Source organism: Dactylosporangium sp. CA-139114, assembly GCF_050955725.1.
Classification (GTDB): domain Bacteria; phylum Actinomycetota; class Actinomycetes; order Mycobacteriales; family Micromonosporaceae; genus Dactylosporangium.
Map to the genome: position 1 here is coordinate 9,103,284 of NZ_CP192080.1, position 26,717 is coordinate 9,130,000.

The following is a 26,717-nucleotide window of genomic DNA, read 5'->3' on the forward strand; positions in this document are numbered from 1 at the left end:
GTACCTACCCGGGAACCTGTTCCTCTCGCTGCCGCCGGTGGGGTTCGCGCCCGCGGGGCTGCCTCGGGGCCGGCGTGGCGGGGTGCGGGGCGGGAATGGGCAGCGTGATGGGCTCGCCCGCCTTCACCGACACCCGTTCGCCATGGTGGCGCAGCGCGACCTCGCCCCGGTCCACGGAGTAGGTCGCCCGCCCGTGCTCGACCTCCACCCGCAGCACGTCGTCGCGGATGGTGAGCGCGAACTTGAGCCGCTCCAACCGCGCGGGCAGCCGGGGCAGGAACGACAACTCCCCGCCGTAGTCGCGCATGCCGCCGAAGCCGGCCACGATCGCGAGCCAGGTGCCCGCCAGCGAGGCCATGTGCAGGCCGTCGCCCGCGTTGTGCTGCAGGTCATAGAGGTCGACGAAGGCCGCCTCGCCCAGGTAGTCGTAGGCGAGCTCGGTGTGCCCGACCTCGGCCGCAATGACCGCCTGGGTGCACGCCGACAGCGAGGAGTCACGCACCGTGCGCTCGTCGTAGTAGTAGAAGTTGCGGGCCTTCTCCTCCGGCGTGAACGCGTCGCCGCGCCAGTGCATCGCCAGCACGAGGTCGGCCTGCTTGACCACCTGGCGGCGGTACAGGTCGAAGTACGGGTAGTGCAGCAGCAGCGGATAGTGCTCGGGCGGCGTGTTGGCGAAGTCCCACTCCTGGTGCAGGGTGAAGTTCACGGACTGCTGGTGCACGCCGAGCTCGTGGTCGAAGGGCAGGTGCACCTTCTCCGCCGAGTCGCGCCACGAGGAGATCTCCTCGTCGTCGACCCCGAGCTCGCGGGCCTTCTGCGGGTGCCGCTCCGCCGCGTCGGCCGCCGAGCGCAGGTTCAGCTGCGCCATGAGGTTCGTGTAGATGTTGTCGTCGGCGATCGCCGAGTACTCGTCCGGCCCGGTCACCCCGTCGATGTGGAACACGCCGTGGCGGTCGTGGTGGCCGAGCGAGCGCCACAGCCGGGCGGTCTCGACCAGCAGCTCCAGCCCCAGGTCGGCCTCGAAGCGGGTGTCGCCGGTCGCCTGCACGTAGCGCACCACGGCCGCGGCGATGTCGGCGTTGACGTGGAACCCGGCGGTCCCGGCCGGCCAGTAGGCCGAGCACTCCTGGCCGCGGATGGTCCGCCACGGGAAGGCGGCGCCCTTGTGCCCGAGCTGCCGGGCCCGGTCGCGGGCCAGGTCGAGCGTGTCGTGGCGCCAGCGCAGCCCGTCGCGGGCGACCTGGGGGTGGGTGTACGTCAGCACCGGCAGCACGAAGCTCTCGGTGTCCCAGAAGACGTGCCCGTCGTAGCCGCGCCCGGTGAGCCCCTTGGCCGCGATCGGGCGGGCCTCGGCGCGCGCCCCGGCCTGCATGAGGTGGAACAGCGCGAAGCGGACCGCCTGCTGGATCTCGGCATCGCCGTCGATCTCCACGTCGGCCCGGGCCCAGAACTGGTCCAGGTAGGTCCGCTGGGCCTTGGCCAGCCCGTCCCAGCCGCCGAGCTTGGCCCCGGCCACGGCGCCGTGCACCTGGTCGCGGATCGCCTGCCGGGAGCGCTGGCTGGACCAGCCGTAGGCGAGGTACTTCACGATCCGCAGCCGCTGGCCGGGCCGCAGCTCGCAGGCGAACGTGGTGCGGGCCCAGTCGTCGACGGTCTCGGTCTGGGTGCGCACCGGCACGGGCGCCTCGACCTCGTGGTCCATCTCGGCGCCGAGGCGCAGGCGGCTGGCGTTGGTGCGGTGCAGCAGCTGGGCGTTGAGGTCGCGGGCGTACTGCCCCTCGGCGACCAGCGCGTGCCCGAGCGCGGCGGCGACCCGGGGGTCCTTGCTCGGCGGCGGCACGTCCTCGTTGGCCACCAGCTCGGACTGCACGATCACCCGGGCCGGCGCGTCGACCGGCTCGACCTCGTAGAGGAACGCGGCGACCGAGCGCTGCTCCAGCGAGACCAGCCGGACCGTGCGCACCTTGATCCGCTGGTCGGCCGGCGAGGACCAGTCGACGTCGCGCGTCAGGGTGCCGGCGCGCAGGTCGAGCACCCGCTCATGGCTGTGCAGCCGCCCGTACCGCACGTCGAACGGCTCGTCGTCGACCAGCAGCCGGAAGACCTTGCCGTTGGTGACGTTGAGGATCGTCTGGCCCTCCTCCGGGAAGCCGTACCCGGCCTCGGCGTAGGGCAGCGGGCGCTCCTCGAAGAACGAGTTCAGGTAGGTGCCGGGCAGGCCGTAGGGCTCGCCCTCGTCCAGGTTGCCGCGCAGGCCGATGTGGCCGTTGGCCAGGGAGAACAGCGACTCGGTCTGGCCCAGCGCGTCGATGTCGAGGCTGGTCTCGCGCAAGGCCCAGGGCTCGACCGGGAAGGCGCTCATGCCTGCTCCCCCAACAGCTCGGCCAGGTCTCGCACGACCACGTCGGCACCGCTGCGGCGCAGGTCCTCGCCGTGCTCGCCGCCGACCCGGTCGATGCCCACCACGAAGAACCCGCCGGCCCGGCCGGCCGCGACTCCCGCGAGGGCGTCCTCGAACACGGCGGCCCGGGCGGGCTCGACGCCCAGCTCGCGCGCCGCCTCCAGGAACGTGTCCGGGGCCGGCTTGCCCCTGAGCCCGCGCTCGCGGATCGCCACCCCGTCGACCCGGGCCTGCAGCATCGGCGCCAGCCCCGTCGACGTGATGACCTGCAGCGTGTTGGCGCTGGAGCTCACGACCGCCCGGCGCAGCCCGGCCGCCCGCGCGCGCTCGAGGTAGGTCACCGAGGACGGATACGGCTGCAGCCCGCCCTGCTCGAGCAGCTTCAGCAGCAGCTCGTTCTTGCGGTTGCCCAGACCGTTCACGGTCTGGGCATCCGGCGGGTCGTCGGGGGTGCCCTCGGGCAGCGAGATGCCCCGGGACGTCAGGAAGTCGCGGACGCCGGCCTCGCGGGGCTTGCCGTCCACATAGTCGTTGTAGTCGTGGACCGGGTCGAACTCCCGCAGGCCCCTGGCCTCGAGAAACTCGTTGAAGGTCGCGGTCCAGGCCTTGTTGTGCACGACCGCCGTCGGGGTCAGTACACCGTCAAGATCGAACAGGCACGCGGTCACATGATCCGGTAGACCCAGCACGATCCCGACGTTAACCCCGAACAGCGAACTCTGCGCGGCGTGCGCGGGGTCGCTAGCCTTCCAGATGTGACACAACCGCCGGACGAGTCGCCGACCCAGCGGCAGCCGGCCTCCCCCACGTGGGTCGGTTCCGCCTCCGTGCCGTCGGACGGGTCCCGCCGGCGCCGCCAGTGGGAGGACACGCTCGACCTCCCGGCCCAGCCGGAGACCCGGCAGGTGCCGCCCGTGCCGCGGACCCTGGACCTCCCGGCCGCGCCCGCCCGGCAACGGCCCCCCGAGATCCGCTACGTCCCCGTGGTCCCGCCCGGTTACGGCCCGTTGCCGCCCGGCTACCGTCCCGGCCCGTTCCCGCCCCCGCCGCAGTGGCGCCGCCGCCGTCGCAAGTGGCCGTGGGTGATGCTGTTCCTGCTCGTGCTGTGCGCGGGCTGCTGCGGCGGCTCCTACGCGTGGGCACGGCCGTGGTGGGTGCAGTATCCGGCCTCGGTGAACGTCGACGCGGGCGTGGCGGGGCTGACCCGGCTCGACGACGCGGGCACGAAGAAGACGGCCGAGCAGCTGCAGACCGCGCTGACCTCCGACCACCTGGACGAGTCCGGGTTCACGGTGGCGTACCAGGACACGACCGACGGCAGGGCGAAGATCCTCGTGTTCGGGGCCACCCGGTTCATCACGAACCCGTCGCGCGACCTCGACGCCAGCCTGCGCAAGCTGGGCACGAAGATCCAGGTGCAGAACGTGCGCGAGGTCGACCCCGGGGTGCTGGGCGGCGAGCAGCGCTGCGCCGCGTCCCGCCTCGACGGCCGTTCGGCCACCGTGTGCGGCTGGGCCGACCACGGGGTGATCGCGATCGCGGTCTTCGCCGGCAAGACCGTCGACGAGGCCTCCCGCTCGATGCAGAGCATCCGCGCCGCGATCGTCACCCGCGACAACTAGCCCGCGACAACTGGAACAGCCTCGGGGGAACGGGCGCTGGGAACACCCGATCCCCCGAGGCTGCCCTGTTGGTGGAGGAAAGTCCTAGGGCAGTGTCGCCAGGTGCGGCTTCACCGTCTTCGCGAAGCCGTTGCCGTTCTTCACGTCCCAGTTGATCGACCAGGTCATCGCGCCGCGGATGCCCGGGTAGGTGTGCGGCGGCTTGAAAGTTCCGCAGTTGGTGCCGACCGCGAGGCAGTCGAGGGCCTGGTTGACCACGGACGGGGAGACCACGCCGCCGCCGGCCGCGCCCGTGCCCGCCGGCAGGCCCAGGGCCACCTGGTCGGGGCGCAGGCCGTTCTCCAGCTGGATGCACGCGAGAGCGGTGATGAAGTTGACCGTGCCCTGCGAGTACGCCTGCATCTGGTCGCAGCCGAGCATGCTGCCGGAGTTGTAGTACTGCGTGTAGACGACGGTCAGGATGTCCTTGATCGACAGGGCGAGGGCGAAGTAGCTGCTGCCCGTGGACTGCATGTCGATCGTCTGCGGCGCCATCGTGATGATGAGGTTCGCGCCGGCCTTGGCCCGCAGGGCGCGCAGGGCCTGCGCCATGTAGGTCGGGTTCAGCCCGTTCTCGAGGTCGATGTCGATGCCGTCGAAGCCGTACTGCTGCATCAGCGCGTAGGCGGTGTTGGCGAAGTTCGTGGCCGACGCCGAGTCGCCGACGCTGACCCGGCCGGTCTCGCCGCCGACGGAGAGGATGACCTTCTTGCCCCGCGAGTGCAGGGTCGCGATGTCCGCCTTCTGGTCCGCGTCGGAGTAGCCGCCGAGCGCGCTGGACAGGCCGGAGTCGGCCGCGTACGTGAGCGAGCCGGGCTGCGAGCCGGCCTCCGCGAACGCCACGTCGATGAGGTCGTACTCGCCGGGCACGTCCCGCAGCCGCAGCGGCGTCGCCGGGTTGACGAAGTTCTGCCAGTACCCGGTCAGGAAGTGCTTGGGCAGCGACCCGGCCGGGGTGGTCGGCGACGTCGACGGCGAGCTGCTCGGCGACTTCGAGGCCGACGGCGAGCTCGAGGGCGGCTTCGACGGCGAGGCCGAGGCCGAGGGCGACTTCGACGGGGACGCCGTCGTCGGGCCGGCCGTGGTCGGGTTGCCGCCGGGGCCGTTCACCGAGAAGTCGTCGGCGGTGTAGGCGGGCTGGCCGTACCAGCCGTGCACGTAGACGCTCGCCGTGGTCTGGCTCGCGCCCGTGGTGAAGGCGACCGACAGCTGCTGGTAGCCGTTGGTGCCCGGGGTCCAGGTGCTGGCGTCGACCCCGCCGGTCACGCCGATAAAGACGTAGGAGCCGTTGACCCAGCCCGACAGGGTGTACTTCGTGTTCGGCTGGACCGAGATCGTCTGCGAGCACTGCGCGGTCGTGCCACCGGGCGTGCCGGCGAGCTTGTAGGAGCCCGAGTGCGCGGCCCCGGACGTGACCGCCGCGGACTCGCAGGTCCAGCCGGAGGCGGAACCGGACTCGAAGCCGGGGTTGGTGAGCAGCTCGGCGGCGGAGGCGGGCAACGCGATCAGGACCCCGGCGAGGGTCAGGACCGCCGCGCCGGCCCCTGCGAGCAGGGTGACATGGCGTGGACGCATGGGCACTCCAGGTGGGGGTGACGTCGATGGGCGTCGACGTGTTCCTCCACGTTCCACGCACCGGAATTTAATGTCAAGGTTTCTTTACTATTTGCTAAGGCACCCTCGAATACCCGATTCCGCGGCGCGCTATCCTCGGTGTACAGGCTTTGACCCGGCCATCACCGGCGAGCCTCCGGAAGAACGGCCGCCCGGCGGCCCAGTAGAACCGGACGGGCACCGGCCCGTTACAGCCGGCCAACGAGCGGCCGCCGAACGCACGACCCCGGCGGCAAGCGGGGTGGTACCGCGGACCCGAGGGTTCGTCCCCGCGTGGATGCGACACCGACCACGCGAGGAGAGCGACCACCGATGGCCTACCCGATGCACCGCACGGGCACCGGCGTCCCCGCGAGCCCGAACCTCCCCGAAGTCGAACGCGAGGTCCTGGACTACTGGTCCGGGGACGAGACGTTCCAGGCCTCGGTGGACCAGCGCCCCGCGGGCGACAACGGCTCGAACGAGTTCGTGTTCTACGACGGGCCCCCGTTCGCCAACGGCCTGCCCCACTACGGGCACCTGCTGACCGGCTACGCGAAGGACGTCGTCCCGCGGTACAAGTCCATGAAGGGCTTCCGCGTCGAGCGCCGCTTCGGCTGGGACTGCCACGGCATGCCCGCCGAGGTCGAGGCCGAGAAGCAGCTCGGGATCACCACGAAGGCCGAGATCCTCCAGCTCGGCGTGGACAAGTTCAACGCGGCCACCAAGGAGTCCGTGCTGCGCTACACCGGCGAGTGGGAGCGGTACGTCACCCGCCAGGCCCGCTGGGTCGACTTCACCAACGACTACAAGACGCTCGACCTGCCCTACATGGAGAGCGTCATGTGGGCCTTCAAGACCCTGCACGACAAGGGCCTGGTCTACGAGGGCTTCCGGGTGCTGGCCTACTGCTGGCGCTGCGAGACGCCGCTGTCCAACACCGAGCTGCGCATGGACGAGGACGTCTACCGCGACCGGCAGGACCCCGCGCTGACCGTGGCCTTCACGCTGGAGACCGGCGAGAAGATCCTGGTCTGGACGACGACCCCGTGGACGCTGCCCTCCAACCTGGCCATCGCGGTCGGGCCCGAGATCGAGTACGCCCTCTTCGAGGAGGACGGGCAGCGGTACATCCTGGCCGAGTCCCGCCTCGGCGCCTACGAGAAGGAGCTGGCCGGCGCCACCCGGGTCGGGTCGGTCTCCGGGGCCGAGCTCGTCGGCCGCCGGTACACCCCCCTCTTCGGCTTCCTCGCGGACACCCCGAACGCGTTCCAGGTGATCGGGGCCGACTTCGTCACCACCGAGGACGGCACCGGCGTCGTGCACATGGCCCCGGCCTTCGGCGAGGACGACCAGAACGCGTGCGCCTCGGTGGGCATCCCGACCGTCGTCACCGTCGACGAGCACACCCGGTTCACCTCGCTGGTCCCGGACTACCAGGGCCTGCAGGTCTTCGAGGCCAACAAGCCGGTGATCCGCGACCTCAAGGCGGCCGGCGTCGTCGTGCGCCACGACAGCTACACGCACTCCTATCCGCACTGCTGGCGCTGCGACACCCCGCTGGTCTACAAGGCCGTCTCGTCCTGGTTCGTGCAGGTCACCGCGTTCCGCGACCGGATGGTGGAGCTCAACCAGCAGATCACCTGGACGCCCGAGCACATCAAGGAGGGCTCGTTCGGCAAGTGGCTGGCCAACGCCCGCGACTGGTCGATCAGCCGCAACCGGTTCTGGGGCTCGCCGATCCCGGTGTGGAAGTCCGACGACCCGCAGTACCCGCGCGTGGACGTGTACGGCTCGCTGGACGAGCTCGAGCGCGACTTCGGCGTGCGCCCGTCCGACCTGCACCGGCCCGAGATCGACAACCTGACCCGGCCCAACCCGGACGACCCGACCGGGCAGTCCGTCATGCGCCGCGTGCCCGAGGTGCTGGACTGCTGGTTCGAGTCCGGCTCGATGCCCTTCGCCCAGGTGCACTACCCGTTCGAGAACAGCGACTGGTTCGAGCACCACTACCCCGGCGACTTCATCGTGGAGTACATCGGCCAGACCCGCGGCTGGTTCTACACCATGCACGTGCTGGCCACGGCGCTGTTCGACCGGCCCGCGTTCCGCAACTGCGTGTCCCACGGCATCCTGCTCGGCGAGGACGGGCGCAAGATGTCCAAGAGCCTGCGCAACTACCCGGACGTGTACCGGGTGTTCGACGAGTACGGCTCCGACGCCATGCGCTGGTTCCTCGTCTCCTCGCCGGTGCTGCGCGGCGGGGACATGCCGGTGACGGAGCCGGGCATCCGCGACGCGGTCCGCCACGTGCTGCTGCCGCTGTGGAACGTGTACTACTTCTTCTCCCTGTACGCCAACGCGGACGGGTACACCGCGCGGCGCCGGACCGACAGCGCCGACCTGCTCGACCGCTACGTGCTGGCCAAGACCGGCGAGCTGGTGGCCACGGTGGGGCGGCAGCTGGACGCGTACGACATCTCCGGCGCCTGCGGCACCGTGCGCGCCTACCTCGACGCGCTCACCAACTGGTACGTGCGCCGGTCCCGGGACCGCTTCTGGTCCGGCGACCACGACGCGTTCGACACGCTGTTCACGGTGCTCACCACGCTGGCCCAGGTCGTCGCGCCGCTCGCCCCGCTGACCGCGGAGGAGATCTTCCGCGGGCTGACGGGCGAGCGTTCGGTGCACCTGACGGACTGGCCGGCCGCGGAGGACTTCCCGGCCGACCACGGGCTCGTGGCCGAGATGGACGCGGTGCGCGAGGTGTGCTCGGCCGCGCTGTCGCTGCGCAAGGCCCGCGGGCTGCGGGTGCGGCTGCCGCTGTCGACGCTGACCGTGGCCACGCCGGACGCCGAGGCGCTGCGCCCGTTCGCCGCGCTCGTCGCCGACGAGGTCAACGTGAAGACGGTCGAGTTCACCGCGGACGTGGCCGCGCACTGCACGCCGGTGCTGACGCTGGTGCCGCGGGTGCTCGGCCCGCGCCTCGGCGGCCAGGTCCAGCAGGTGATCAAGGCGGTCAAGGCCGGCGACTGGAGCCAGGCCGGCGGGGTCGTGACGGCGGGCGGGGTGGAGCTGAGCGAGGGCGAGTACGACCTCAAGCTCGTCGCCGCCGACCCGACCCAGTCCGCGCCGCTGCCCGGCGGCGAGGGCGTGGTCGTGCTCGACAGCACCGTCACGCCGCAGCTGTCGGCCGAGGGCGTGGCCCGCGACCTCGTCCGGGTCATCCAGCAGGCCCGCCGCGACGCCGACCTCAACGTGTCGGACCGGATCGTGGTCGTGGTCGACGGCCCCGAGTCGGTGGCGTCCGCCCTGGCCGCGCACGACTCGTTCGTGGCCGGCGAGACGCTGGCCAACTCGGTGTCGCTGGGCACGCTCATCGACGGCTTCGCGGGCGAGGTCGGCGAGGGCGAGGCCGTCAAGGTGACCGTCACGCCCGTCGGTCGTGCTCTCCCTGGGGCATGACGACGACCATCGTGAGGACCGCCTCCACCGTGCCGCTGCTGCGGTACCGGTGGGGGCGGTCGGCCTGGAAGTCGATGGTCTCCCCCGCCGTCACCCGGTAGGCCGCCCCGCCGATCTCCGTCTCGAGCTCGCCGGCGTGGACGTGGATGATCTCCCGGGTGCGCGGGGTGTGGTCGCCGGAGTCGTGCTCCTCCCCCGGCGCCATCCGCCAGTCCCAGACCTCGACGAACGCGGGATCGTTGACGCCGCGCAGCAGCCGCCCGGTGCCGCCGTCCGGGCCGCGCCACAGCACCGCGGGCTCCTCGGCCCCGACGATCTTCACGACCGGCTCGGGCTCGGCCTCCAGCAGCCGCCCGATGCTCACCCCGAACGACTCCGCGACCCGGCACAGGGTGCCGATGCTCGGGTTCGTGCGGGCGCCCTCGATCTGCACGAGCATGCCCTTGCTCACGCCCGAGCGGCTCGCGAGCTCGTCCAGGGACCAGCGTCTGCCCTGCCGGAGACCCTTCACCTGACGCGCGATCGCCAGCTGGGCGTCCCGCTCGCGGTCGGTCAACATATTTTCCTTCACGGTCATTATTGTGGTACGACTAGCGGCATGTTCGCCATTGCCGATGACGTGCTCGACCTGTGCCGTGCCGTGGGGCACGAGGCTACCGTGCTCGCGGTCCTCGCCGACGGGCTGCGCAACGGCCCGGGCGACCCCGCACTGCTGCACGACGCCGTCGCGGCCGCGGGCGACCTGAGCGCGCCACACCCCCACCTGGAGGCGTGGCGGGACGTGTACCGCGGGTTCGGCGCCAAGCCCCAGCGCACCCCGTGCTCCGCGGAGGCGTTGCGCAAGCGGGCGGCCAAGGGCGACGTGCCCTCGGTGAACCGGATCGTCGACGCGTACAACGCCGTCAGCATCCGCTTCGCCGTGCCCATCGGCGGCGAGGACCGCGCGGCCCTCGTGGGAACCGAGCGCCTGGTCCGCGCGGCCGGCGACGAGCCCTTCGACGGAGCCGCGGCCGACGAGCCCCCGAAACCCGGTGAGGTCATCTGGCGCGACGACATCGGCGTGACCTGCCGCCGCTGGAACTGGCGCCAGGGTCGCCGCACCGCCCTGACCGAGGCGACGACCTCGGCCGTGTTCCTCCTGGAAGGCCTCGACATCGACCTGCGACCGGCGGCCGAGCAGCTGATCTCCCTGCTGGACGCGCGGTCGGCGACCATCGAGCGGCTCGCATGATCGGCATCGTGCTCGCCGCCCTGTCCGGCCTGGTCTGGGGCGTCGGCGACTTCTCCGGCGGCAAGGCCAGCCAGCGCGCCGACTCCCTGCTGGTCGTGGTGCTCTCGAAGGCCGTCAGCCTCCCCGCGCTCGCCCTCTACCTCGTGCTCATTCCCGGCGTCCCGCACGCCCGGGCCATCGGCTGGGGCGCGGCCGCGGGCGTCCTCGGCGTGCTCGGCATGTTCGTCTTCTACCGCGCGCTGGCCGGCGGCGCGATGGCGATCGTCGCCCCCGTCAGCGCGGTGACCACGGCCCTGATCCCGGTAGCGTTCGGTCTGGCCGCGGGCGAGCGCCCCGGCACCCTGGCCCTGGCCGGCGCAGCCTGCGCGATCGCCGCGATCGGCCTGGTGAGCGCCGCGGGCGGCCGCGAAGGCCCGGTCACCGGCCGGCTCGTCGGCCTGGCCCTGCTCTCCGGCGCCGCGTTCGGCCTGTTCTTCACGTGCCTGTCGAGGGCCGGCGACGACGCGGGCCTGTGGCCGATCGCGGGCGCCCAGGTCGCCGCCATCGCGCTCGGCGCCCCGTTCGCCCTGCTCCGCCTGCGCCGCGACGGCCTGCGGCCGGACCCCTCGTCGCGGCGCTGGCTGGTGAGCGCCGGGGTGCTCGACATGAGCGCCAACGCGCTGTACGTCCTCGCCGTGACCCGCGGCGACCTGAGCATCATCGCGCCCATCGCCGCCCTGTACCCGGTCTCGACCATCCTGCTGGCCATGCTCGTCGACCGCGAGCGCCTGCGCCCCGTCCAGCTCGCGGGCCTCGGCCTGGCCGCGACCGCCCTGGTCCTCGTCGCCTCATAGACCCTCGGGCGCCCGGCGGCTCGATCGCCCAGGTGCCGCGGCCAGGGCCGGTGTTGTCCCGGGTGACTCGGGCAGAACAGGGTCTCACCCGCGCCGGGTGGTCTTGCCCACCATGTGACCCGCCTGGCTGCCATTGCCGCGACCTGCCGTTAGAGTGTGCGGCAGCGTCGAGTTGAGCCTGGTGGAGGGCATTTGTCCGCGCTTTATGCGGTCGGCAAGATGACCGTGGCACCAACGGTCCGGGTGCTCTGGCACCCCACCATCATCGGCCTCGACAACGTGCCGAAGACCGGCCCGGCGATCCTCGCCAGCAACCACCAGTCGGTGCTCGACTCGGTGATGATGGGCGCCATCGCCCCGCGCAACGTGTACTTCCTCGCCAAGGACCAGTACTTCCGCGGCCCCGGCCTCAAGGGCGCCGCCCTGCGCCACATCATGTACGGCCTGAACCAGATCCCGGTCGACCGCTCCGGCGGCCGCGCCAGCCTCCTGGCCCTCGACGCCGCCCTGCCGGTCCTGCGCGCCGGCCACGTGCTCGGCATCTTCCCGGAGGGCACGCGCTCGACCGACGGCCGCCTGTACCGCGGCCGCCCCGGCGTGGCCAAGCTGGCCCTGGACGCGCCGGCGCCGATCATCCCGGTCGGCCTGATGGGCTTCGACCAGGTCATGCCGGTCGGCGCCCGGCTGCCCAAGCTCGGCCCGAAGGTCGAGGTGCGCATCGGCGAGCCGCTCGACCTGAGCCAGTGGCAGGGCGGCGGCGAGGTGGACAGCCGCGCGCTGCGGGAGGTCACCTTGAAGCTCATGAACGCGATTCAGCAGCTGACCGGGCAGGAGTATGTGGGGCGGTACGCGCCGAAGCGCCCCGACCAGATCGCCGCCGCGGAGCCGGACGCCTGAGGTGGGGTTTGCTGGATATGTCGGGCGCTGCGCGCCACGACATATCCGCATTTTTCGCCTGACGGGGTATTCGGGAATCTAGCCCACTCCTGGACCGTTTCCCGGCGCCGGTGGCTCGGGGCACGCGATCAGCCGCCGCGCGCTAGCAACGGGCCGCGCACGGCAACGCTGGCCGGCAAGCCGCGCGGGGACACGCGACCAGCCGGCCGCGCGGTAGCAACGGGCCACGCACGGCAGCGACGGCCGACAAGCCGCGCGGGGGCACACGATCAGCCGCCGCGCGGTAGCAACGGGCCGCGCACGGCAGCGACGGCCGGCAAGCCGCGCGACGACCGCGGCCGACGAGCACGGCGCCAAGTAAGCGGTCGGGCGCCACCGGATGCGGCACGGCGTGTCGGCGGCGGCCCGGTCACCGCCGGCACCGGGGACACGGACCGGGCCACAGTCGGGGCGGCGCTCGCGGCGGGCCGGTGCGGCCATCGTCGGCCTGAATCGAAGGGTTGCCGGAAATCGCTCCGCGCCGATTTCATACGATCGACCTCGGCAAATGTTGTCGGCTTCCGCCCACCGACGGCGCAGAAATACCCGGATTGTGCCCGGCCCCGCCAGCGTGCCGGAGACTTCCGTTTCGGTAATGATCAGGCATAGCCTGGTGTCAGTCGTCTGGGGAGGTCGACTTGCCGTCCAGCAACCGTGCGTCATCGAACGACAGCCGGAACCTGGTCATCCTGTTGATGGTGGTGATCGGCGGGTTCCTGGCCTTCTGCGGCCTGGGCATGTCGAGCCCGCTCGTCATCGCGCTCGGCGTGATCGTGGCCCTGGCCGGTCCGGTGATGATCGCTTTCGTCAACAATCGCAACAAGGTCCGCCTGTACGTCCAGGGCACCGCCATCGTCGAGGAGATCACGGCCCGTCCGACCCAGGAGGGGCGCTCGGCTCGCGGCCGGCTGAAGCTCACCATCACCGCGACGGGCATTCGGGGCGTGACGGTCACCGGCACCGACCCCGCCATCCCGATCGAGAAGTGGCCGGAGCGCGGCGCGACCCTGCCCGTGCAGGTGCTCAAGGGCACCCCGCGCAAGTTCACGGTGCTGTGGGAACGCGTCCAGACGCACCAGGAGGTCGTCCTCGCCGAGCAGCGCCGCCCCGCCGACGACCTCGAACACGACTACGCCGCCCTGAACACCCAGCTGGACAAGGCCCGCCAGGACATCTACGACCCCGACGAGCCCTACCGGCGCCCGTCCACCTACCTCCCGCCGGACAACTCGGCCACGCTGACCGACCTCCCCCCGGTCAAGGCCGAGACCGCCGACGCGCGGGTGGCGACGGTCGCCCCGCCCGACCCGGGCGGCGGCGAGCAGATCCCGGACGCGGCGACCGGCCGCCCGTCGCTGCGCGGCTACTTCGGCTTCCCGACCCGCCAGAGCAAGCCCCGCCACGCCGCCGGCGGCAGCAATCCGGCCCACCGCACCGATGAGCCGATGGGCGCCGCCCCGACCGCGACCGAACCCGAGCCGATCGCCGACGCGGAAGCGGCCACCCGCGCGGAGCCGACCGCCGCCGCGCCAGTCGTCGAGGCAGAGCCGACCGCCGCAGCGCCAGTCCTCGGAGCAGAGCCGGCCGCCGCAGCGCCAGTCGTCGAAGCGCAGCAGGCCGCCGGAGCGCCGATCGTCGAAGCGGAGCCGACCGCCGCAGCGCCAGTCGTCGAAGCGGAGCCGGCCGCGACCGCGCCGATCGTCCAAGCGGAGCCGGCCGCCGCCGAACCCGAGGCCAGCGCCGCGGAGCCGAAGACCGAGCCCAAGACCGAGCCGGAGACCGAGCCGGAGACCGGCCCGAAGGCCGAGCGAGAGAAGGTCGAGGAGTCCGCCGCGGCGGAGTCCTGGCCGGAGCCGACCGAGACCCGCCCGACGATCATCGGCGAGGAGGACGAGCCGATCATCATGCGGCTCCGCTCCACCCCGCGCCCCGGCGGCAGCCAGCACCGCCGCCCGAGCCCGCACCCGCGCTCGGGCGCGCACGACCGGGTCCGCCGCAGCCGCCCGGGACGCACCCGCCCGGTCACCCCGGAACCCCCCGCACTCCCCGAAGCCCCCGCGGCGACGCAGGCCGAGCCGATCCCCGCGATCACTGACCCGCAGGCCGAGCCGATCCCGGCGACCACGGACACGCAAGCCGAGCCGATCCCGGCGACCACGGACGCACACGCCGAGCCGACGACCGCAACCACGGACACGCAAGCCGAGCCGATCCCGGCGACCACGGACGCACACGCCGAGCCGACGACCGCAACCACGGACGCACAGGACGAGCCGACCACCGCGATCACGGACCCGCAGGCCGGGCCCCAGCCGGCCCTGGGCTCGCGGACCGGACCGCTCTGGGCCGAGAACATCCACGCCGAGAACCTCCACGCTGAGAACGTCCAGGCTGAGAACGTCCAGGCTGAGAACGTCCGGGCTGAGAGCGTCCGGGGCGAAACCGTCGACGCCGAGGCTGAGGCGACGTCCGCGACCGAGCACTCGCAGGCGGAGCCGGGGGTCTACACCATCCCGGAGTCCGGCTCGATGGTCCCCGCCCCGCAGGCCGACCCCAAGGCCGGCGCCGAGATCGAGTGGTGGACGAGCGCGGACGAGCCGCGCCCCGCCGCCGCGTACTACCCCGACCGCGAGTCCGAACTCCCCCCGACCCGCGGCACGCACACCGAGCCACCCGTCATCGAAGGCGAGCTGGCCGAACCCCAACTCGAAGCCGGCTCCCAACCCGAAATCGACCCCCGACCCGAAGCGGGCTCCGAACCCGAAGCCGGCTCCGAAGCAGGAGCCCACGAGGAGCGCACCGGCTCCGCATGGTCGGTCAACGGCAAGGGCCTCTACGGCGCCCCACCCCTCCTCCGCTCCCCGGCCGACGAGGACGGCGACGAGGAGCCGGTGTCCCCGGATCCGTATGCGTCGGAGCACTACCTCCCGGCGGACGACGACGGCAACGGAAGCAACCACAGCACCCACAGCAACCGGGCCGACGAGGACGGCGATGACGCCGACGCGCTCGAGGAGCAGCCGCTCAGCGAGGGCGCCGTGGCCGAGTTCCTCGCCGCCGGCCCGCGCCGCCAGCAGGCCACGCCCCTCGACGGTGTCAACGGTGTCAGCATCACGCTCATCGTGTCCGACCTGCAGCGCTCCCGCCGCTTCTACCGCGACACCCTCGGCCTGACCGAGCTCGACAGCGGCGAGACCAGTGCCGTGCTCGAGACCGGCACCGCGCGGGTCGTGCTGCGCCGCGTCGCCGACATGCCGCCCGTCGACCGCCGCGTGGTGCACCTGAACCTCGACGTGCCGGACGTGTACGACGCCTACGAACGCCTCCGCGAACAGGGCGTCGACTTCGTCCACCGCCCGCGCACGGTGCCGCAGGGCGAGCAGCTGGAACTGTGCTCGGCGACCTTCCGCGACCCGGACGGCCACGCGATCGCCCTGACGCGCTGGGAGCTACGCCGCTGAGCAGCGCAGGCTGGCAGCTACACCGCTGAGCAGAGCACGCCGGCAGCTACGCCGCTGAGCAGAGCAGGCTGGGCAGCTACGCCGCTGAGCAGAACGGGCCGCAGCTTTGACGCTGACCAGAGCACGCCGGCAGCTACGCCGCTGGACAGAACGCGCCAGAAGCAGCATGCGCGAGAGCGCTACGACGCTGAGTAGAGCCGCACCAGCGCGGCCGCGTCGGCGATCATGAGCGAGCGCAGTTCGGGCGGCGACACCACCTCCAGGTCCGGCCCGAACCGCGCGAAGGCGATCCGCGCGTGCTCCAGCGACTCGATCGGCACGTCCACCTGCACCCAGCCGTCCCCCGCCTCCACGGCCGACTCGCGCAGCGCCCGCCCCGCGACCGGCCCGAGCAGGAACCACAGCGAAACCGCCCGAGGCGACAGCCGTACCGTGGCCGACCCCCCGGCATAGAGCGTCGACTGCAGGCGGTCGGAGAACTCCAGCCAGTACCGGCGAAGATCGAAGTCGGCCGGGCGCGTGAAGCGCTCGTCGGTCAGCTCGAGCGACAGGATCCGCGAGACCCGGTAGGCGTTCGTGCGCGAGCGGCCGAGCGCGACCACGTACCACGCGGTGCCCTTCAGCACGAGCCCCAGCGGCGAGACCAGGCGCGACACGGAAACGCCGTCCCACTTCTGGTACGACATCCGGATCTGGCGCTGCTCCCAGACGGCCGTCGCGACCGTGTCGAGGTGCGGCGGCGCCTCCGGATCGCGGAACCAGCCCGGGGCGTCGACGTGGACGCGCTGCTGCACGCGCCCGGCCATCGTGCGCTGCTCGGCCGGCAGGGCCGCCAGCAGCTTCAGCCGCGCCGCGTCGAGCATCGGCCCGAGCCCGAGATCCCCGGCCGTCGCCCCGCTGCCGGCGAGGAAGAGCGCCGCCGCCTCATCGCTGGTCAGGCCCGTGAGACTGGTTCGGTACCCGTCCAGCAGCGCGAACCCGCCCGCCGGACCACGGTCGGCGTACACCGGCACGCCCGACGCGGACAGGGCCTCGATATCGCGGTACACCGTGCGCACCGACACCTCGAGCTCGTCCGCGATCTGCTGCGCGGTCAGCCGGCCCCGGGTCTGCAACAGCAGCAGCGTCGACAGGAGCCGGCTCGCGCGCATCAGTCGGGCTTGTTGGCGTAGACGGATCGGCGCACGTACAGCGCGTACAGCCAGGCCGGCCCGAAGACGAGCCCGAGCGCGAGCAGCGACCAGTGCAGGAACCCGCCCGCGAGCAGCACGACCTGCACGAGCAGCCCGGCGATCCACGCCCACGGGCGCTTCATGAACCCGCACAGCAGGAAGCACACGACCGCGAGCCCCGCACACACCCAGATCGCCCCGGTGGTGTGCCCGTGGCCGAGCTTCGCCAGCGGGAGCAGGGCCAGCAGCAGTACGACACCCTCGACGGCGAGGCCCGCGGCCCCGACGCCCCGCACGGCCGCGCCCGGATTCTTCAGTCCGGCGGGCGAGCTCATCGCTTCAGCAGCCCGCGCGCGTCGGCCACGGTCACGACCGAGCCGGTGACGAGGATCCCGACGGTGCCGGGCACGGCGTTGTCGCTCTCGGCGAGCGTGACGGCCGCGTCGATCGCGTCCGGCAGCTCCGGCACGACCCGCACCCGGTCCCCGCCGTAGAGCTCCTCGGCGATCTGCGCCAGCTGGGCGACCGGCATCCCGCGGGGCGAGCTGTTGCGGGTCACCACGATGCTCTCGGTGATCGGCTCCAGCAGCTCCAGCATGCCCTCGACGTCCTTGTCGGCGAGGGCCGCGACGACCGCGACGAGCCCGCTGAACGCGAACTCCTCGGTCAGCGCCCGGACCGTGGCCTGCATGCCGTGCGCGTTGTGGGCCGCGTCGAGCAGGATCGGCGGCGAGTTGCGCACCCGCTCCAGCCGGCCGGGCGAGGTGACCCCGGCGAACCCGTCGCGGACCGACTCGGCGTTGAGCGCCCGCTCGGCGCCCGCACCCAGGAACGCCTCGACCGCCGCCAGCGCGACGGCCGCGTTCTGCGCCTGGTGCTCGCCGTGCAAGGGCAGGAAGATCCCCTCGTACACCCCGGAGAGCCCCTGCAGCGTGAGCACCTGCCCGCCGACGGCGAGATCGCGGTTGACCACCCCGAACTCGCGGCCCTCCCGGGCCACGGTCGCCCCGACCTCGGCGCAGCGCTCCAGGATCGGCCGCATCGCCTCCTCGGGCTGCAGCGCGCAGATGAGCTTCGAGCCCTTGTGCACGATCCCGGCCTTGGCCCAGGCGATCTCCTCGATCGTGTCCCCGAGCCACTCGGTGTGGTCGAGGCCGATCGGCGTGATCACCGTGGTCTGGGCCTGCAGCACGTTCGTCGAGTCGTCCGCGCCGCCGAGGCCGACCTCGACCACGGCCACGTCGACCGGCGCGTCGGCGAACGCCGCGAACGCCATCGCCGTGGTCATGTCGAAGTACGTCAACGGGGCACCAGACTCAGCCGCTGCGGTGGCGTCGAGGTACTCGGCCAGCGGCGCCACCTCCTCGTACACCTCGACGAACCTCTCCTCGCTGATCGGCTCGCCCTCGATGCTGATCCGCTCGGTGATGCTCTGCAGGTGCGGGCTCGTGTACCGCCCCGTCCGCAGCCCGTGCGCCCGCAGCAGCGAGTCGATCATCCGGGCCGTCGACGTCTTGCCGTTCGTGCCGGTCAGGTGGATCGCCGGGTACGCCCGCTGGGGGCTGCCGAGCGAGTCGAGCAGCCCCTCGATGCGTGACAGGTCGAACACCATGCGGGTGAACCCGCGGGCGTTCAGCTCCTGGTCGACCTCCGTGAACCGGGTCATTGCAACGCGTCCAGCTGCGCGGAGATGCGCGTGAGATCGGCCTCGGCGGTCTCCAGCCGCTCCCGGATCTTGGCCACCACCGCCTCCGGCGCCTTGCCGGTGAAGGCCGGGTTGCCGAGCTTCGCCCGGCACTGCGCCGCCTCCTTCTCCGCCGCCGCGTGGTCCTTCGTGAGCCGGGCCCGCTCGGCCGCGACGTCGATCGCGCCCCGGGTGTCGAGCTCCACGGTGACCCCCACGCCGACGGCCAGCTTCGCCGTCGCCGCGAAGTCCCCGCCGGACGCGTCGAGCCGGGCCAGGGACCGGATCAGCCCCTCGTGCGCGGCCAGCCCGGCCGCGTCCAGCCCCTCGAGCCGCGCCACCACCCGCTGCGCCGGCTTCACGCCCTGGTCGGCGCGGAACCGGCGCACCTCGGTGACGACCCGCTGCAGGTTCTCGACCTCGCGCTCGGCCGAGTCGTCGGCGAGCTCCTTGTCCGGCGTCGGCCACTCGGCGCGGACCACGGTCGGCCGGCCGGTGAGCGTCGTCCACAGCTCCTCGGTCACGAACGGCATGATCGGGTGCAGGAGCCGCTGCAGGCTCTCCAGCACGTGCCCCAGCACCCGGCGGGTGCGCGCCTTGGCCGTCTCGTCGTCGCCGGTCAGCACCGGCTTGGTCAGCTCCAGATACCAGTCGCAGACGTCGTCCCAGGCGAAGTGGTACAGCGTGTCGCACACCTTCGCCAGCTCGAACGCCTCGAACTGCTGGTCGACCTCGCCGATCACGTGCTGCAGCCGGGACAGGATCCAGCGGTCGACGGTGCTCAGGTCCTCCGTGGGCAGCTCGCCCTCGACGGTGGCGCCGTTGGCCAGCCCGTAGCGCGTCGCGTTCCACAGCTTGTTGGCGAAGTTGCGGGCACCCTGCACCCACTCCTCACTCACCGGCACGTCCGCGCCCGGGTTCGCCCCGCGCAGCAGCGTGAAGCGGGTCGCGTCGGCGCCGAAGCGCTCGATCCAGTCCAGCGGGTCGACGACGTTGCCGAAGGACTTCGACATCTTCTTGCCGTACTGGTCGCGGACCATCCCGTGCAGCATCACGACGTCGAACGGCTGCCGCCCGTCCATCGCGTACAGACCGAACATCATCATCCGGGCGACCCAGAAGAACAGGATGTCGTACCCCGTGACGAGCACGCTGGTCGGATAGAACTTCGCGAGGTCCGGGGTCTCGTCGGGCCAGCCGAGCGTCGAGAACGGCCACAGCGCCGAGCTGAACCACGTGTCGAGCACGTCGGCGTCCTGGGTCCAGCCGTCGCCGGCCGGCACCTCGTCGTCCGGGCCCACGCACACGACCTCGCCGTTCGGGCCGTACCACACCGGAATCCGGTGCCCCCACCACAGCTGCCGCGAGATGCACCAGTCGTGCATGTTGTCGACCCAGCCGAAGTACCGCTTCGTGAGCTCCGGCGGCTCGACCCGCACCCGCCCGTCGCGCACCGCGTCGCCCGCGGCCCGGGCCAGCGGCTCGGTGCGCACGAACCACTGCAGCGACAGCCGCGGCTCGACCGTCGTGTTGCAGCGCGAGCAGTGCCCGACCGCGTGGACGTACGGCCGCTTCTCCGCGACGATCCGGCCCTCCGCGCGCAGCGCCGCGACGACCGCCGGCCGCGCCTCGAACCGGTCCAGACCCAGGAACGGCCCGTGCACCGTGATGACGCCGTGCTCGTCCATGATCGTGAGGCTCGGCAGGTCGTGGCGCTGGCCGATCTCGAAGTCGTTCGGGTCGTGCGCCGGGGTCACCTTGACCGCGCCGGTGCCGAACGCCGGGTCGACGTGCGCGTCCGCGACGATCGGAATCCGCCGCCCGGTCAGCGGCAGCTCGACCTCGGTGCCGACCAGGTGCTGGTACCGCTCGTCGTCCGGGTGCACCGCCACCGCCGTGTCACCGAGCATCGTCTCGGCGCGCGTGGTCGCCACGACGATCGCGTTCTCGCCCTCGCCGTAGCGGATCGACACGAGCTCGCCGTCGTCGTCGGAGTGCTCGACCTCGATGTCACTCAGCGCGGTCAGGCACCGCGGGCACCAGTTGATGATGCGCTCGGCCCGGTAGATGAGCCCGTCGTCGAAGAGCCGCTTGAAGATCGTCAGCACGGCCCGCGACAGGCCCGCGTCCATGGTGAACCGCTCGCGGCTCCAGTCCACGGAGTCCCCGAGCCGCGTCATCTGCCCCAGGATCTTGCCGCCGGACTCCTGCTTCCACTGCCACACTCGCTCGACGAACGCCTCGCGGCCCAGGTCGTGCCGGGACTGCCCGTCGGCGGCCAGCTGCCGCTCCACCACGTTCTGGGTGGCGATGCCGGCGTGGTCCATGCCGGGCAGCCAGAGCGTCTCGTACCCCTGCATCCGCTTGCGCCGCGTCAGCGCGTCCTGGACCGAGTGGTCGAGCGCGTGCCCGATGTGCAGGGAGCCGGTGACGTTCGGCGGCGGGAGCACGATCGAGAACGGCGGCTTGTCGCTACCCGCGTCCGCCTTGAACAGACCGTCGGCTACCCATTGCTCATACCGCCGCTGCTCGACCTCGCCAGGGGCATACTGAGCCGAGAGCTCCGGGGTTGCTTGCCCCGTGCGTGGAGTATCCGTCACACGCAAAGTCTAGAACTGTCGCGCAGGGGGTCTACGCTCGCCATTGCCCCTACACTCAGGAGACTGATCGACGGTGACCTACCCGCCGCAGAACCCGGATGACGAGCCGCGCTCCGAGCCGTTCCGGCCCATCTCGTATGACCTCGCTCCGGAGTACGGCACCACCCCGCCGGTGAACAACCCGGGCCCGTATCCGCCGCCGCAGCAGCAGCCACCGCAGCAGCAGCAGTATCCGGTGTCCGCCCCCGGCTACGCGGTCTCGGGCCAGCCGCATGGTCAGCAGCCGCCCTACCAGCAGCCGCCCGCGCCGGCCTACCCGCCGGCGTACCAGCAGCCCGGCCCCGGTTTCGCGCCCGCGCCCCCACCGGCGCCCCGCAAGGGCAAGGGGCTGAAAATCACCCTCGGCGTCGTCGGCGGCGTGTTCCTGGTCTGCGGCCTGATCGCGTGCATCGCCCTGTACCCGATCTACCGCGACTCCGGCGCGCACGTGACCGCCCCGCCGACGCTCCCGGGCGGCCTCACCAAGCAGGAGACCCAGCAGTCGGACGCACTCAAGTCGAGCATGGAGTCCGACCTGCGCGGCAGCATCGACAACATCGACGAGATCGAGACCGGGGTCTACTCCGCGGCCAAGGACGACGACCCGACGAACGTGGTCATCCTCGTCGCCGCGACCGGCACGTTCTTCTCCCCGGGCTCGGAGGTCGACGCCGCGTTCAAGGGCTTCGGCACGAGCAGCGGCTTCACGACGGTGACCCCGCCGACCGAGTACCCCGCGGGCCAGCTGGGCGGCACGGTGAAGTGCGGCAGCAGCCAGTACAACATCGGCTCGGGCTCGGAGAGCCTGAAGATGAGCATGTGCGTGTGGGCCGACCACGGCAGCGTGGGCCTGGTGGTCTTCATGGGCCAGGACATCAGCGGCGCGTCGACCCGCTTCGTCGCCATCCGCGAGGCGGTCCAGACCCGCAGCTGAGCTGTCGCAGCCGTTTCGACGCCGGCATCCTCGACGACAGGGGCGCTCCACGCGCCCCTGTCGCGTCTCCGCCCGCTTCCGGCGTGTGCTGCCGGGCCGCTACTCGGCCACGCCCGTCGAGCCTGAGTTGCTACAGTGCGCCGATGGTCGACCCCGACGGCGGTCCCGCCGGTCTGTACTACGAAGACGACGACGACGCCCCCGAGGCCCCGGCGAGCCGAGTGCCCCTCAAGCGCATCGCGATCATCACCGGCTCGGTCGCGGCCGCGGCCCTGCTGGTCTCGGGGATCTTCTACGGCCCCACCTTCTTCCGCGTGCTGGGCCAGAGCGACACCGAGATCAAATCCCCGGAGAAGGTCGGCGCCTTCACGCTCGACAAGAGCGACGGCGCCCAGCAGACCAGCGAGTACATCCGCGACGCCATCGCCTCCAAGGTGAGCCTCGACGACAGCGTCGGGCTCATCTACCGCGACGGCAAGACGGACGCGATCCTCGTGGCCGGCACCGCGCGCATCTGGAAGCCCGAGGACACCCTGAAGACCGCCTTCGACATGCTGGCCGACGACAAGGGCGGCGTGCGCGACACCAAGGACGTCGACGCCGGCCCCCTGGGCGGCACCGTGCGCTGCGGCACGACGAAGGTGGACGACTCGGATCTGACGGTGTGCGGCTGGGCGGACAACGGCTCGCTGGGCGTGGCTCTGTTCTCCAACAGTCCCGTCGCCGACTCCGCCAAGTCCCTGCTCGAGCTCCGCACCGCCGTGGAGCACCGCAGCTGATCGTCGCGCTGTTTCGTGCCGGATGCCCTCGGCTCGCCTGGGCGCGCCCCTGTTCGCCAAACGGTCCCATCGCCCAACTCGGCCAAGCGCCTGCTCGAACCCCGCACCCACGGCGGAGCACCGCGGTGCTTTGCCGCGCTGCTCGGCCGGGTGCCGCACCAACGCAAAAAGCCGGCCTCGCGTCAGCGGGGCCGGCTCAACACATTGGTGTCGTGTCCAGGAAACGCTTCAGGGGCCCACCATGATCGGTGGGCCCCTGAAGGAACGTTAGTCCGGCGGCGTCCTACTCTCCCACACTCTCTCGGGTGCAGTACCATCGGCGCTGGAGGGCTTAGCTTCCGGGTTCGGAATGGGACCGGGCGTTTCCCCTCCGCTATGGCCGCCGTAACACTATGAACCTGTCAACCCCGCACACCCAGACGGTCTCCCGCCATTGGGGTGCGTCCGGTGTTGGTTCAGAATCACACAGTGGATGCAAGTCTTTACAGCTTGATGTTGTAGGTCAAGTCCTCGGCCTATTAGTACCGGTCAGCTCAAACCTGTTACCAGGCTTCCACTTCCGGCCTATCAACCCAGTGGTCTCGCTGGGGGCCTTAACCCTCAAGGGGTGGGATACCTCATCTCGAAGCGAGCTTCCCGCTTAGATGCTTTCAGCGGTTATCCCTTCCGAACGTAGCCAACCAGCCGTGCTCTTGGCAGAACAACTGGCACACCAGAGGTTCGTCCGTCCCGGTCCTCTCGTACTAGGGACAGCCCTTCTCAAGTATCCTACGCGCGCGGCGGATAGGGACCGAACTGTCTCACGACGTTCTAAACCCAGCTCGCGTACCGCTTTAATGGGCGAACAGCCCAACCCTTGGGACCTACTCCAGCCCCAGGATGCGACGAGCCGACATCGAGGTGCCAAACCATCCCGTCGATATGGACTCTTGGGGAAGATCAGCCTGTTATCCCCGGGGTACCTTTTATCCGTTGAGCGACACCGCTTCCACCTGCCAGTGCCGGATCACTAGTCCCGACTTTCGTCCCTGCTCGACCTGTCAGTCTCACAGTCAAGCCCCCTTGTGCACTTGCACTCAACACCTGATTGCCAACCAGGCTGAGGGAACCTTTGGGCGCCTCCGTTACATTTTAGGAGGCAACCGCCCCAGTTAAACTACCCACCAGACACTGTCCCTGAACCGGCTCACGGTCCAAGGTTAGATACCCAAATCCAACAGAGTGGTATTTCAAGCTTGCCTCCACCCCCACTGGCGTGAGGGTTTCATAGGCTCCCACCTATCCTACACAATCGAATTCGAGTACCAATGTCAAGCTATAGTGAAGGTCCCGGGGTCTTTCCGTCCTGCCGCGCGTAACGAGCATCTTTACTCGTAGTGCAATTTCGCCGGGCCTGTGGTTGAGACAGTGGGGAAGTCGTTACGCCATTCGTGCAGGTCGGAACTTACCCGACAAGGAATTTCGCTACCTTAGGATGGTTATAGTTACCACCGCCGTTTACTGGCGCTTAAGTTCTCCGCTTCGCCCCGAAGGACTAACAGGTCCCCTTAACGTTCCAGCACCGGGCAGGCGTCAGTCCATATACGTCGTCTTACGACTTAGCATGGACCTGTGTTTTTAGTAAACAGTCGCTTCCCCCTGGTCTCTGCGGCCACCAACCGCTCCACCAGCATGTGGTCTCACCATCGGTGGCCCCCCTTCTCCCGAAGTTACGGGGGCAATTTGCCGAGTTCCTTAACCACAGTTCGCCCGATCGCCTCGGTATTCTCTACCTGACCACCTGTGTCGGTTTGGGGTACGGGCCGCTCGAAACTCGCTAGAGGCTTTTCTCGGCAGCATGGGATCACTGGCTTCACCTGAAACGGCTCCGCTTCACGCCTCACCCTCATGTGCTGCGGATTTGCCTACAGCACGGGCTACACGCTTGCCCCGGCACAACCACCGGCCGGGCCCAGCTACCCTCCTGCGTCACCCCATCGCTTGCCTACTACCACCCGAGTTCCGAAACGCCGGCCATCCCCCCGAAAGGTTCAGACCATTGTGACGTTAGTACAAGCAGGTTCAGCATGGACGCTTCTACGCGGGTACGGGAATATCAACCCGTTGTCCATCGACTACGCCTCTCGGCCTCGCCTTAGGCCCCGACTCACCCAGGGCGGATTAGCCTGGCCCTGGAACCCTTGGTCATCCGGCGGCAGGGTTTCTCACCCTGCTTTCGCTACTCATGCCTGCATTCTCACTCGCGTCACCTCCACGGCTGGATCACTCCGCCGCTTCACCGGTGACACGACGCTCCCCTACCCATCCACACACCTGGACCACAAAGGCCTGGTACACGTGTGAATGCCACAGCTTCGGCGGTGTGCTTGAGCCCCGCTACATTGTCGGCGCGGAACCACTTGACCAGTGAGCTATTACGCACTCTTTCAAGGGTGGCTGCTTCTAAGCCAACCTCCTGGTTGTCTATGCGACCCCACATCCTTTACCACTTAGCACACGCTTAGGGGCCTTAGCTGGTGATCTGGGCTGTTTCCCTCTCGACTACGAAGCTTATCCCCCGCAGTCTCACTGCCACGCTCTCACTTACCGGCATTCGGAGTTTGGTTGACTTCAGTAAGCTTGTGGGCCCCCTAGGCCATCCAGTGCTCTACCTCCGGCAAGAAACACATGACGCTGCACCTAAATGCATTTCGGGGAGAACCAGCTATCACGGAGTTTGATTGGCCTTTCACCCCTAACCACAGATCATCCCCCAACTTTTCAACGTTGGTGGGTTCGGCCCTCCACGCGGTCTTACCCGCGCTTCAGCCTGCCCATGGCTAGATCACTCCGCTTCGGGTCTAGGACACGCGACTGAACGCCCTATTCAGACTCGCTTTCGCTACGGCTCCCCCACACGGGTTAACCTCGCCACGTATCACTAACTCGCAGGCTCATTCTTCAAAAGGCACGCCGTCACCCCCGACATAAAGCCAGGACGCTCCGACGGATTGTAGGCGCACGGTTTCAGGTACTATTTCACTCCCCTCCCGGGGTACTTTTCACCTTTCCCTCACGGTACTCGTCCGCTATCGGTCACCAGGGAGTATTTAGGCTTACCAGGTGGTCCTGGCAGATTCACGGCAGATTACAGGAGTCCGCCGCTACTCGGGAACACGCCAACACAGACCGCAAGTTTTCGCCTACCGGACTCTCACCGTCTACGGTGCCGCTTTCCAGCGGACTTCGACTAACCCACGATTTTCTGACTGTGCCACCAGCCGGCAGACCAGTGCAGACACGCCCCACAACCCCAGACATGCAACCCCTGCCGGGTATCACACATGCCTGGTTTAGCCTCATCCGCTTTCGCTCGCCACTACTCACGGAATCACAATTGTTTTCTCTTCCTGCGGGTACTGAGATGTTTCACTTCCCCGCGTTCCCTCTACCTGCCCTATGTGTTCAGGCAGGAGTGACACCACATGACTGGTGCCGGGTTCCCCCATTCGGACACCCTGGGATCACAGCTCGGTTGACAGCTCCCCCAGGCCTATCGCGGCCTCCCACGTCCTTCATCGGCTCCTGGTGCCAAGGCATCCACCGTACGCCCTCAGCAACTTGACCACAAAGCAATAAAGATGCTCGCATCCACTGTGCAATTCTCAACCAACACCAAACCCTGAACGTCGTATCAGCCCAAGCCTCCGGCCACCCACGACCGCGGTCCTCGGAACCGTCCAGGATCCATGTCCGAAACAAACCGTTGGTTGTTTCAGGACCCAACAGGGTGCCTATACTCCCCAGCCGCCGCACCAACCACGCGTTCCACGCCACATCACTGCAGCAGTACTAACGAGCCGGCCGTTGCCAACCAGGAATGTCGCCAGTGTCTCCGCCATTGAGCACCCCACCAGCACACTCGGCTGGCGCGGGCTCCTTACAGTCT

Annotated in this window: 16 protein-coding genes and 2 rRNA genes; 8 read left to right on the forward strand and 10 right to left on the reverse strand. The window is 70.1% G+C overall.

The window, feature by feature from the left end; all coding sequences use genetic code 11:
* Positions 1-4: 4 nt before the first annotated feature.
* Together ACQP2P_RS40820 and ACQP2P_RS40825 are read right to left on the reverse strand one after the other, a co-directional pair.
* The gene (locus ACQP2P_RS40820) at positions 5-2,362 is read right to left on the reverse strand and encodes a glycoside hydrolase family 65 protein (RefSeq protein WP_433610298.1); all 2,358 of its coding nucleotides are present in this window, start codon (positions 2,360-2,362) and stop codon (positions 5-7) included.
* On the reverse strand, positions 2,359-3,090 hold the full coding sequence (locus tag ACQP2P_RS40825) for a beta-phosphoglucomutase family hydrolase (protein ID WP_433610300.1): 732 nt from the start codon (positions 3,088-3,090) through the stop codon (positions 2,359-2,361). Before ACQP2P_RS40825 ends, ACQP2P_RS40820 begins: the two co-directional genes overlap by 4 nt.
* Positions 3,091-3,156: 66 nt before the next feature.
* On the opposite strand from ACQP2P_RS40825, the gene ACQP2P_RS40830 reads away from it, so the two are divergent.
* Positions 3,157-4,023 carry a hypothetical protein gene (locus ACQP2P_RS40830; RefSeq protein WP_433610302.1) on the forward strand — a complete coding sequence of 289 codons (867 nt, stop codon included), beginning with the start codon at positions 3,157-3,159 and terminating at the stop codon, positions 4,021-4,023.
* Positions 4,024-4,107: 84 nt separating this feature from the next.
* On the opposite strand, the gene ACQP2P_RS40835 is transcribed toward ACQP2P_RS40830, so the two are convergent.
* Positions 4,108-5,637 (reverse strand): chitinase, encoded by a 1,530-nt coding sequence (locus ACQP2P_RS40835; protein WP_433610304.1) that lies wholly within the window; start codon positions 5,635-5,637, stop codon positions 4,108-4,110.
* A 351-nt stretch (positions 5,638-5,988) separates the two neighbouring features.
* On the opposite strand from ACQP2P_RS40835, the gene ileS reads away from it, so the two are divergent.
* The gene (gene ileS, locus ACQP2P_RS40840) at positions 5,989-9,120 is read left to right on the forward strand and encodes an isoleucine--tRNA ligase (RefSeq protein WP_433610306.1); all 3,132 of its coding nucleotides are present in this window, start codon (positions 5,989-5,991) and stop codon (positions 9,118-9,120) included.
* On the opposite strand, the gene ACQP2P_RS40845 is transcribed toward ileS, so the two are convergent.
* Positions 9,086-9,679, reverse strand: a complete 594-nt coding sequence (locus tag ACQP2P_RS40845; RefSeq protein WP_433610308.1) for a helix-turn-helix domain-containing protein — start codon at positions 9,677-9,679, stop codon at positions 9,086-9,088. The genes ileS and ACQP2P_RS40845 overlap by 35 nt on opposite strands.
* Positions 9,680-9,718: 39 nt before the next feature.
* Between ACQP2P_RS40845 and ACQP2P_RS40850 the strand changes: the two genes are divergently transcribed.
* The 4 genes from ACQP2P_RS40850 to ACQP2P_RS40865 all read left to right on the forward strand — a co-directional run bounded on the left by ACQP2P_RS40850 (position 9,719) and on the right by ACQP2P_RS40865 (position 15,581).
* Positions 9,719-10,351 (forward strand): B3/B4 domain-containing protein, encoded by a 633-nt coding sequence (locus ACQP2P_RS40850; RefSeq protein ID WP_433610310.1) that lies wholly within the window; start codon positions 9,719-9,721, stop codon positions 10,349-10,351.
* On the forward strand, positions 10,348-11,184 hold the full coding sequence (locus tag ACQP2P_RS40855; protein ID WP_433610312.1) for an EamA family transporter: 837 nt from the start codon (positions 10,348-10,350) through the stop codon (positions 11,182-11,184). The genes ACQP2P_RS40850 and ACQP2P_RS40855 overlap by 4 nt, the downstream gene beginning before the upstream one ends.
* A 192-nt stretch (positions 11,185-11,376) precedes the next feature.
* The gene (locus ACQP2P_RS40860; protein ID WP_433610314.1) at positions 11,377-12,081 is read left to right on the forward strand and encodes a lysophospholipid acyltransferase family protein; all 705 of its coding nucleotides are present in this window, start codon (positions 11,377-11,379) and stop codon (positions 12,079-12,081) included.
* Positions 12,082-12,815: 734 nt separating this feature from the next.
* Entirely contained in the window at positions 12,816-15,581 is a 2,766-nt protein-coding gene (locus tag ACQP2P_RS40865) for a VOC family protein (protein WP_433610316.1), read from the forward strand.
* A gap of 179 nt (positions 15,582-15,760) precedes the next feature.
* Here the strand turns inward: ACQP2P_RS40865 and ACQP2P_RS40870 are convergent, their stop codons facing one another.
* The 4 genes from ACQP2P_RS40870 to ACQP2P_RS40885 are packed head-to-tail and all read right to left on the reverse strand — an operon-like array spanning position 15,761 to position 21,037.
* Positions 15,761-16,732, reverse strand: coding sequence for a helix-turn-helix transcriptional regulator (locus ACQP2P_RS40870; RefSeq protein WP_433610318.1), 972 nt, complete (start codon positions 16,730-16,732; stop codon positions 15,761-15,763).
* Positions 16,732-17,088, reverse strand: coding sequence for a DUF4233 domain-containing protein (locus ACQP2P_RS40875; RefSeq protein WP_433610320.1), 357 nt, complete (start codon positions 17,086-17,088; stop codon positions 16,732-16,734). The genes ACQP2P_RS40870 and ACQP2P_RS40875 overlap by 1 nt, the downstream gene beginning before the upstream one ends.
* Positions 17,085-18,419, reverse strand: a complete 1,335-nt coding sequence (locus ACQP2P_RS40880; protein ID WP_433610322.1) for a bifunctional folylpolyglutamate synthase/dihydrofolate synthase — start codon at positions 18,417-18,419, stop codon at positions 17,085-17,087. The genes ACQP2P_RS40875 and ACQP2P_RS40880 overlap by 4 nt, the downstream gene beginning before the upstream one ends.
* On the reverse strand, positions 18,416-21,037 hold the full coding sequence (locus tag ACQP2P_RS40885; RefSeq protein WP_433610324.1) for a valine--tRNA ligase: 2,622 nt from the start codon (positions 21,035-21,037) through the stop codon (positions 18,416-18,418). Before ACQP2P_RS40885 ends, ACQP2P_RS40880 begins: the two co-directional genes overlap by 4 nt.
* Positions 21,038-21,110: 73 nt before the next feature.
* Here ACQP2P_RS40885 and ACQP2P_RS40890 point away from each other — a divergent pair, with 73 nt between their 5' ends.
* Together ACQP2P_RS40890 and ACQP2P_RS40895 are read left to right on the forward strand one after the other, a co-directional pair.
* Positions 21,111-22,010 (forward strand): hypothetical protein, encoded by a 900-nt coding sequence (locus ACQP2P_RS40890; RefSeq protein WP_433610326.1) that lies wholly within the window; start codon positions 21,111-21,113, stop codon positions 22,008-22,010.
* A 143-nt stretch (positions 22,011-22,153) separates the two neighbouring features.
* The gene (locus tag ACQP2P_RS40895) at positions 22,154-22,789 is read left to right on the forward strand and encodes a hypothetical protein (RefSeq protein ID WP_433610328.1); all 636 of its coding nucleotides are present in this window, start codon (positions 22,154-22,156) and stop codon (positions 22,787-22,789) included.
* Positions 22,790-23,059: 270 nt separating this feature from the next.
* On the opposite strand, the gene rrf is transcribed toward ACQP2P_RS40895, so the two are convergent.
* Together rrf and ACQP2P_RS40905 are read right to left on the reverse strand one after the other, a co-directional pair.
* A 5S ribosomal RNA gene (rrf, locus tag ACQP2P_RS40900) occupies positions 23,060-23,176 on the reverse strand.
* A gap of 111 nt (positions 23,177-23,287) precedes the next feature.
* Positions 23,288-26,395, reverse strand: a 23S ribosomal RNA gene (locus ACQP2P_RS40905).
* Positions 26,396-26,717 lie beyond the last annotated feature (322 nt).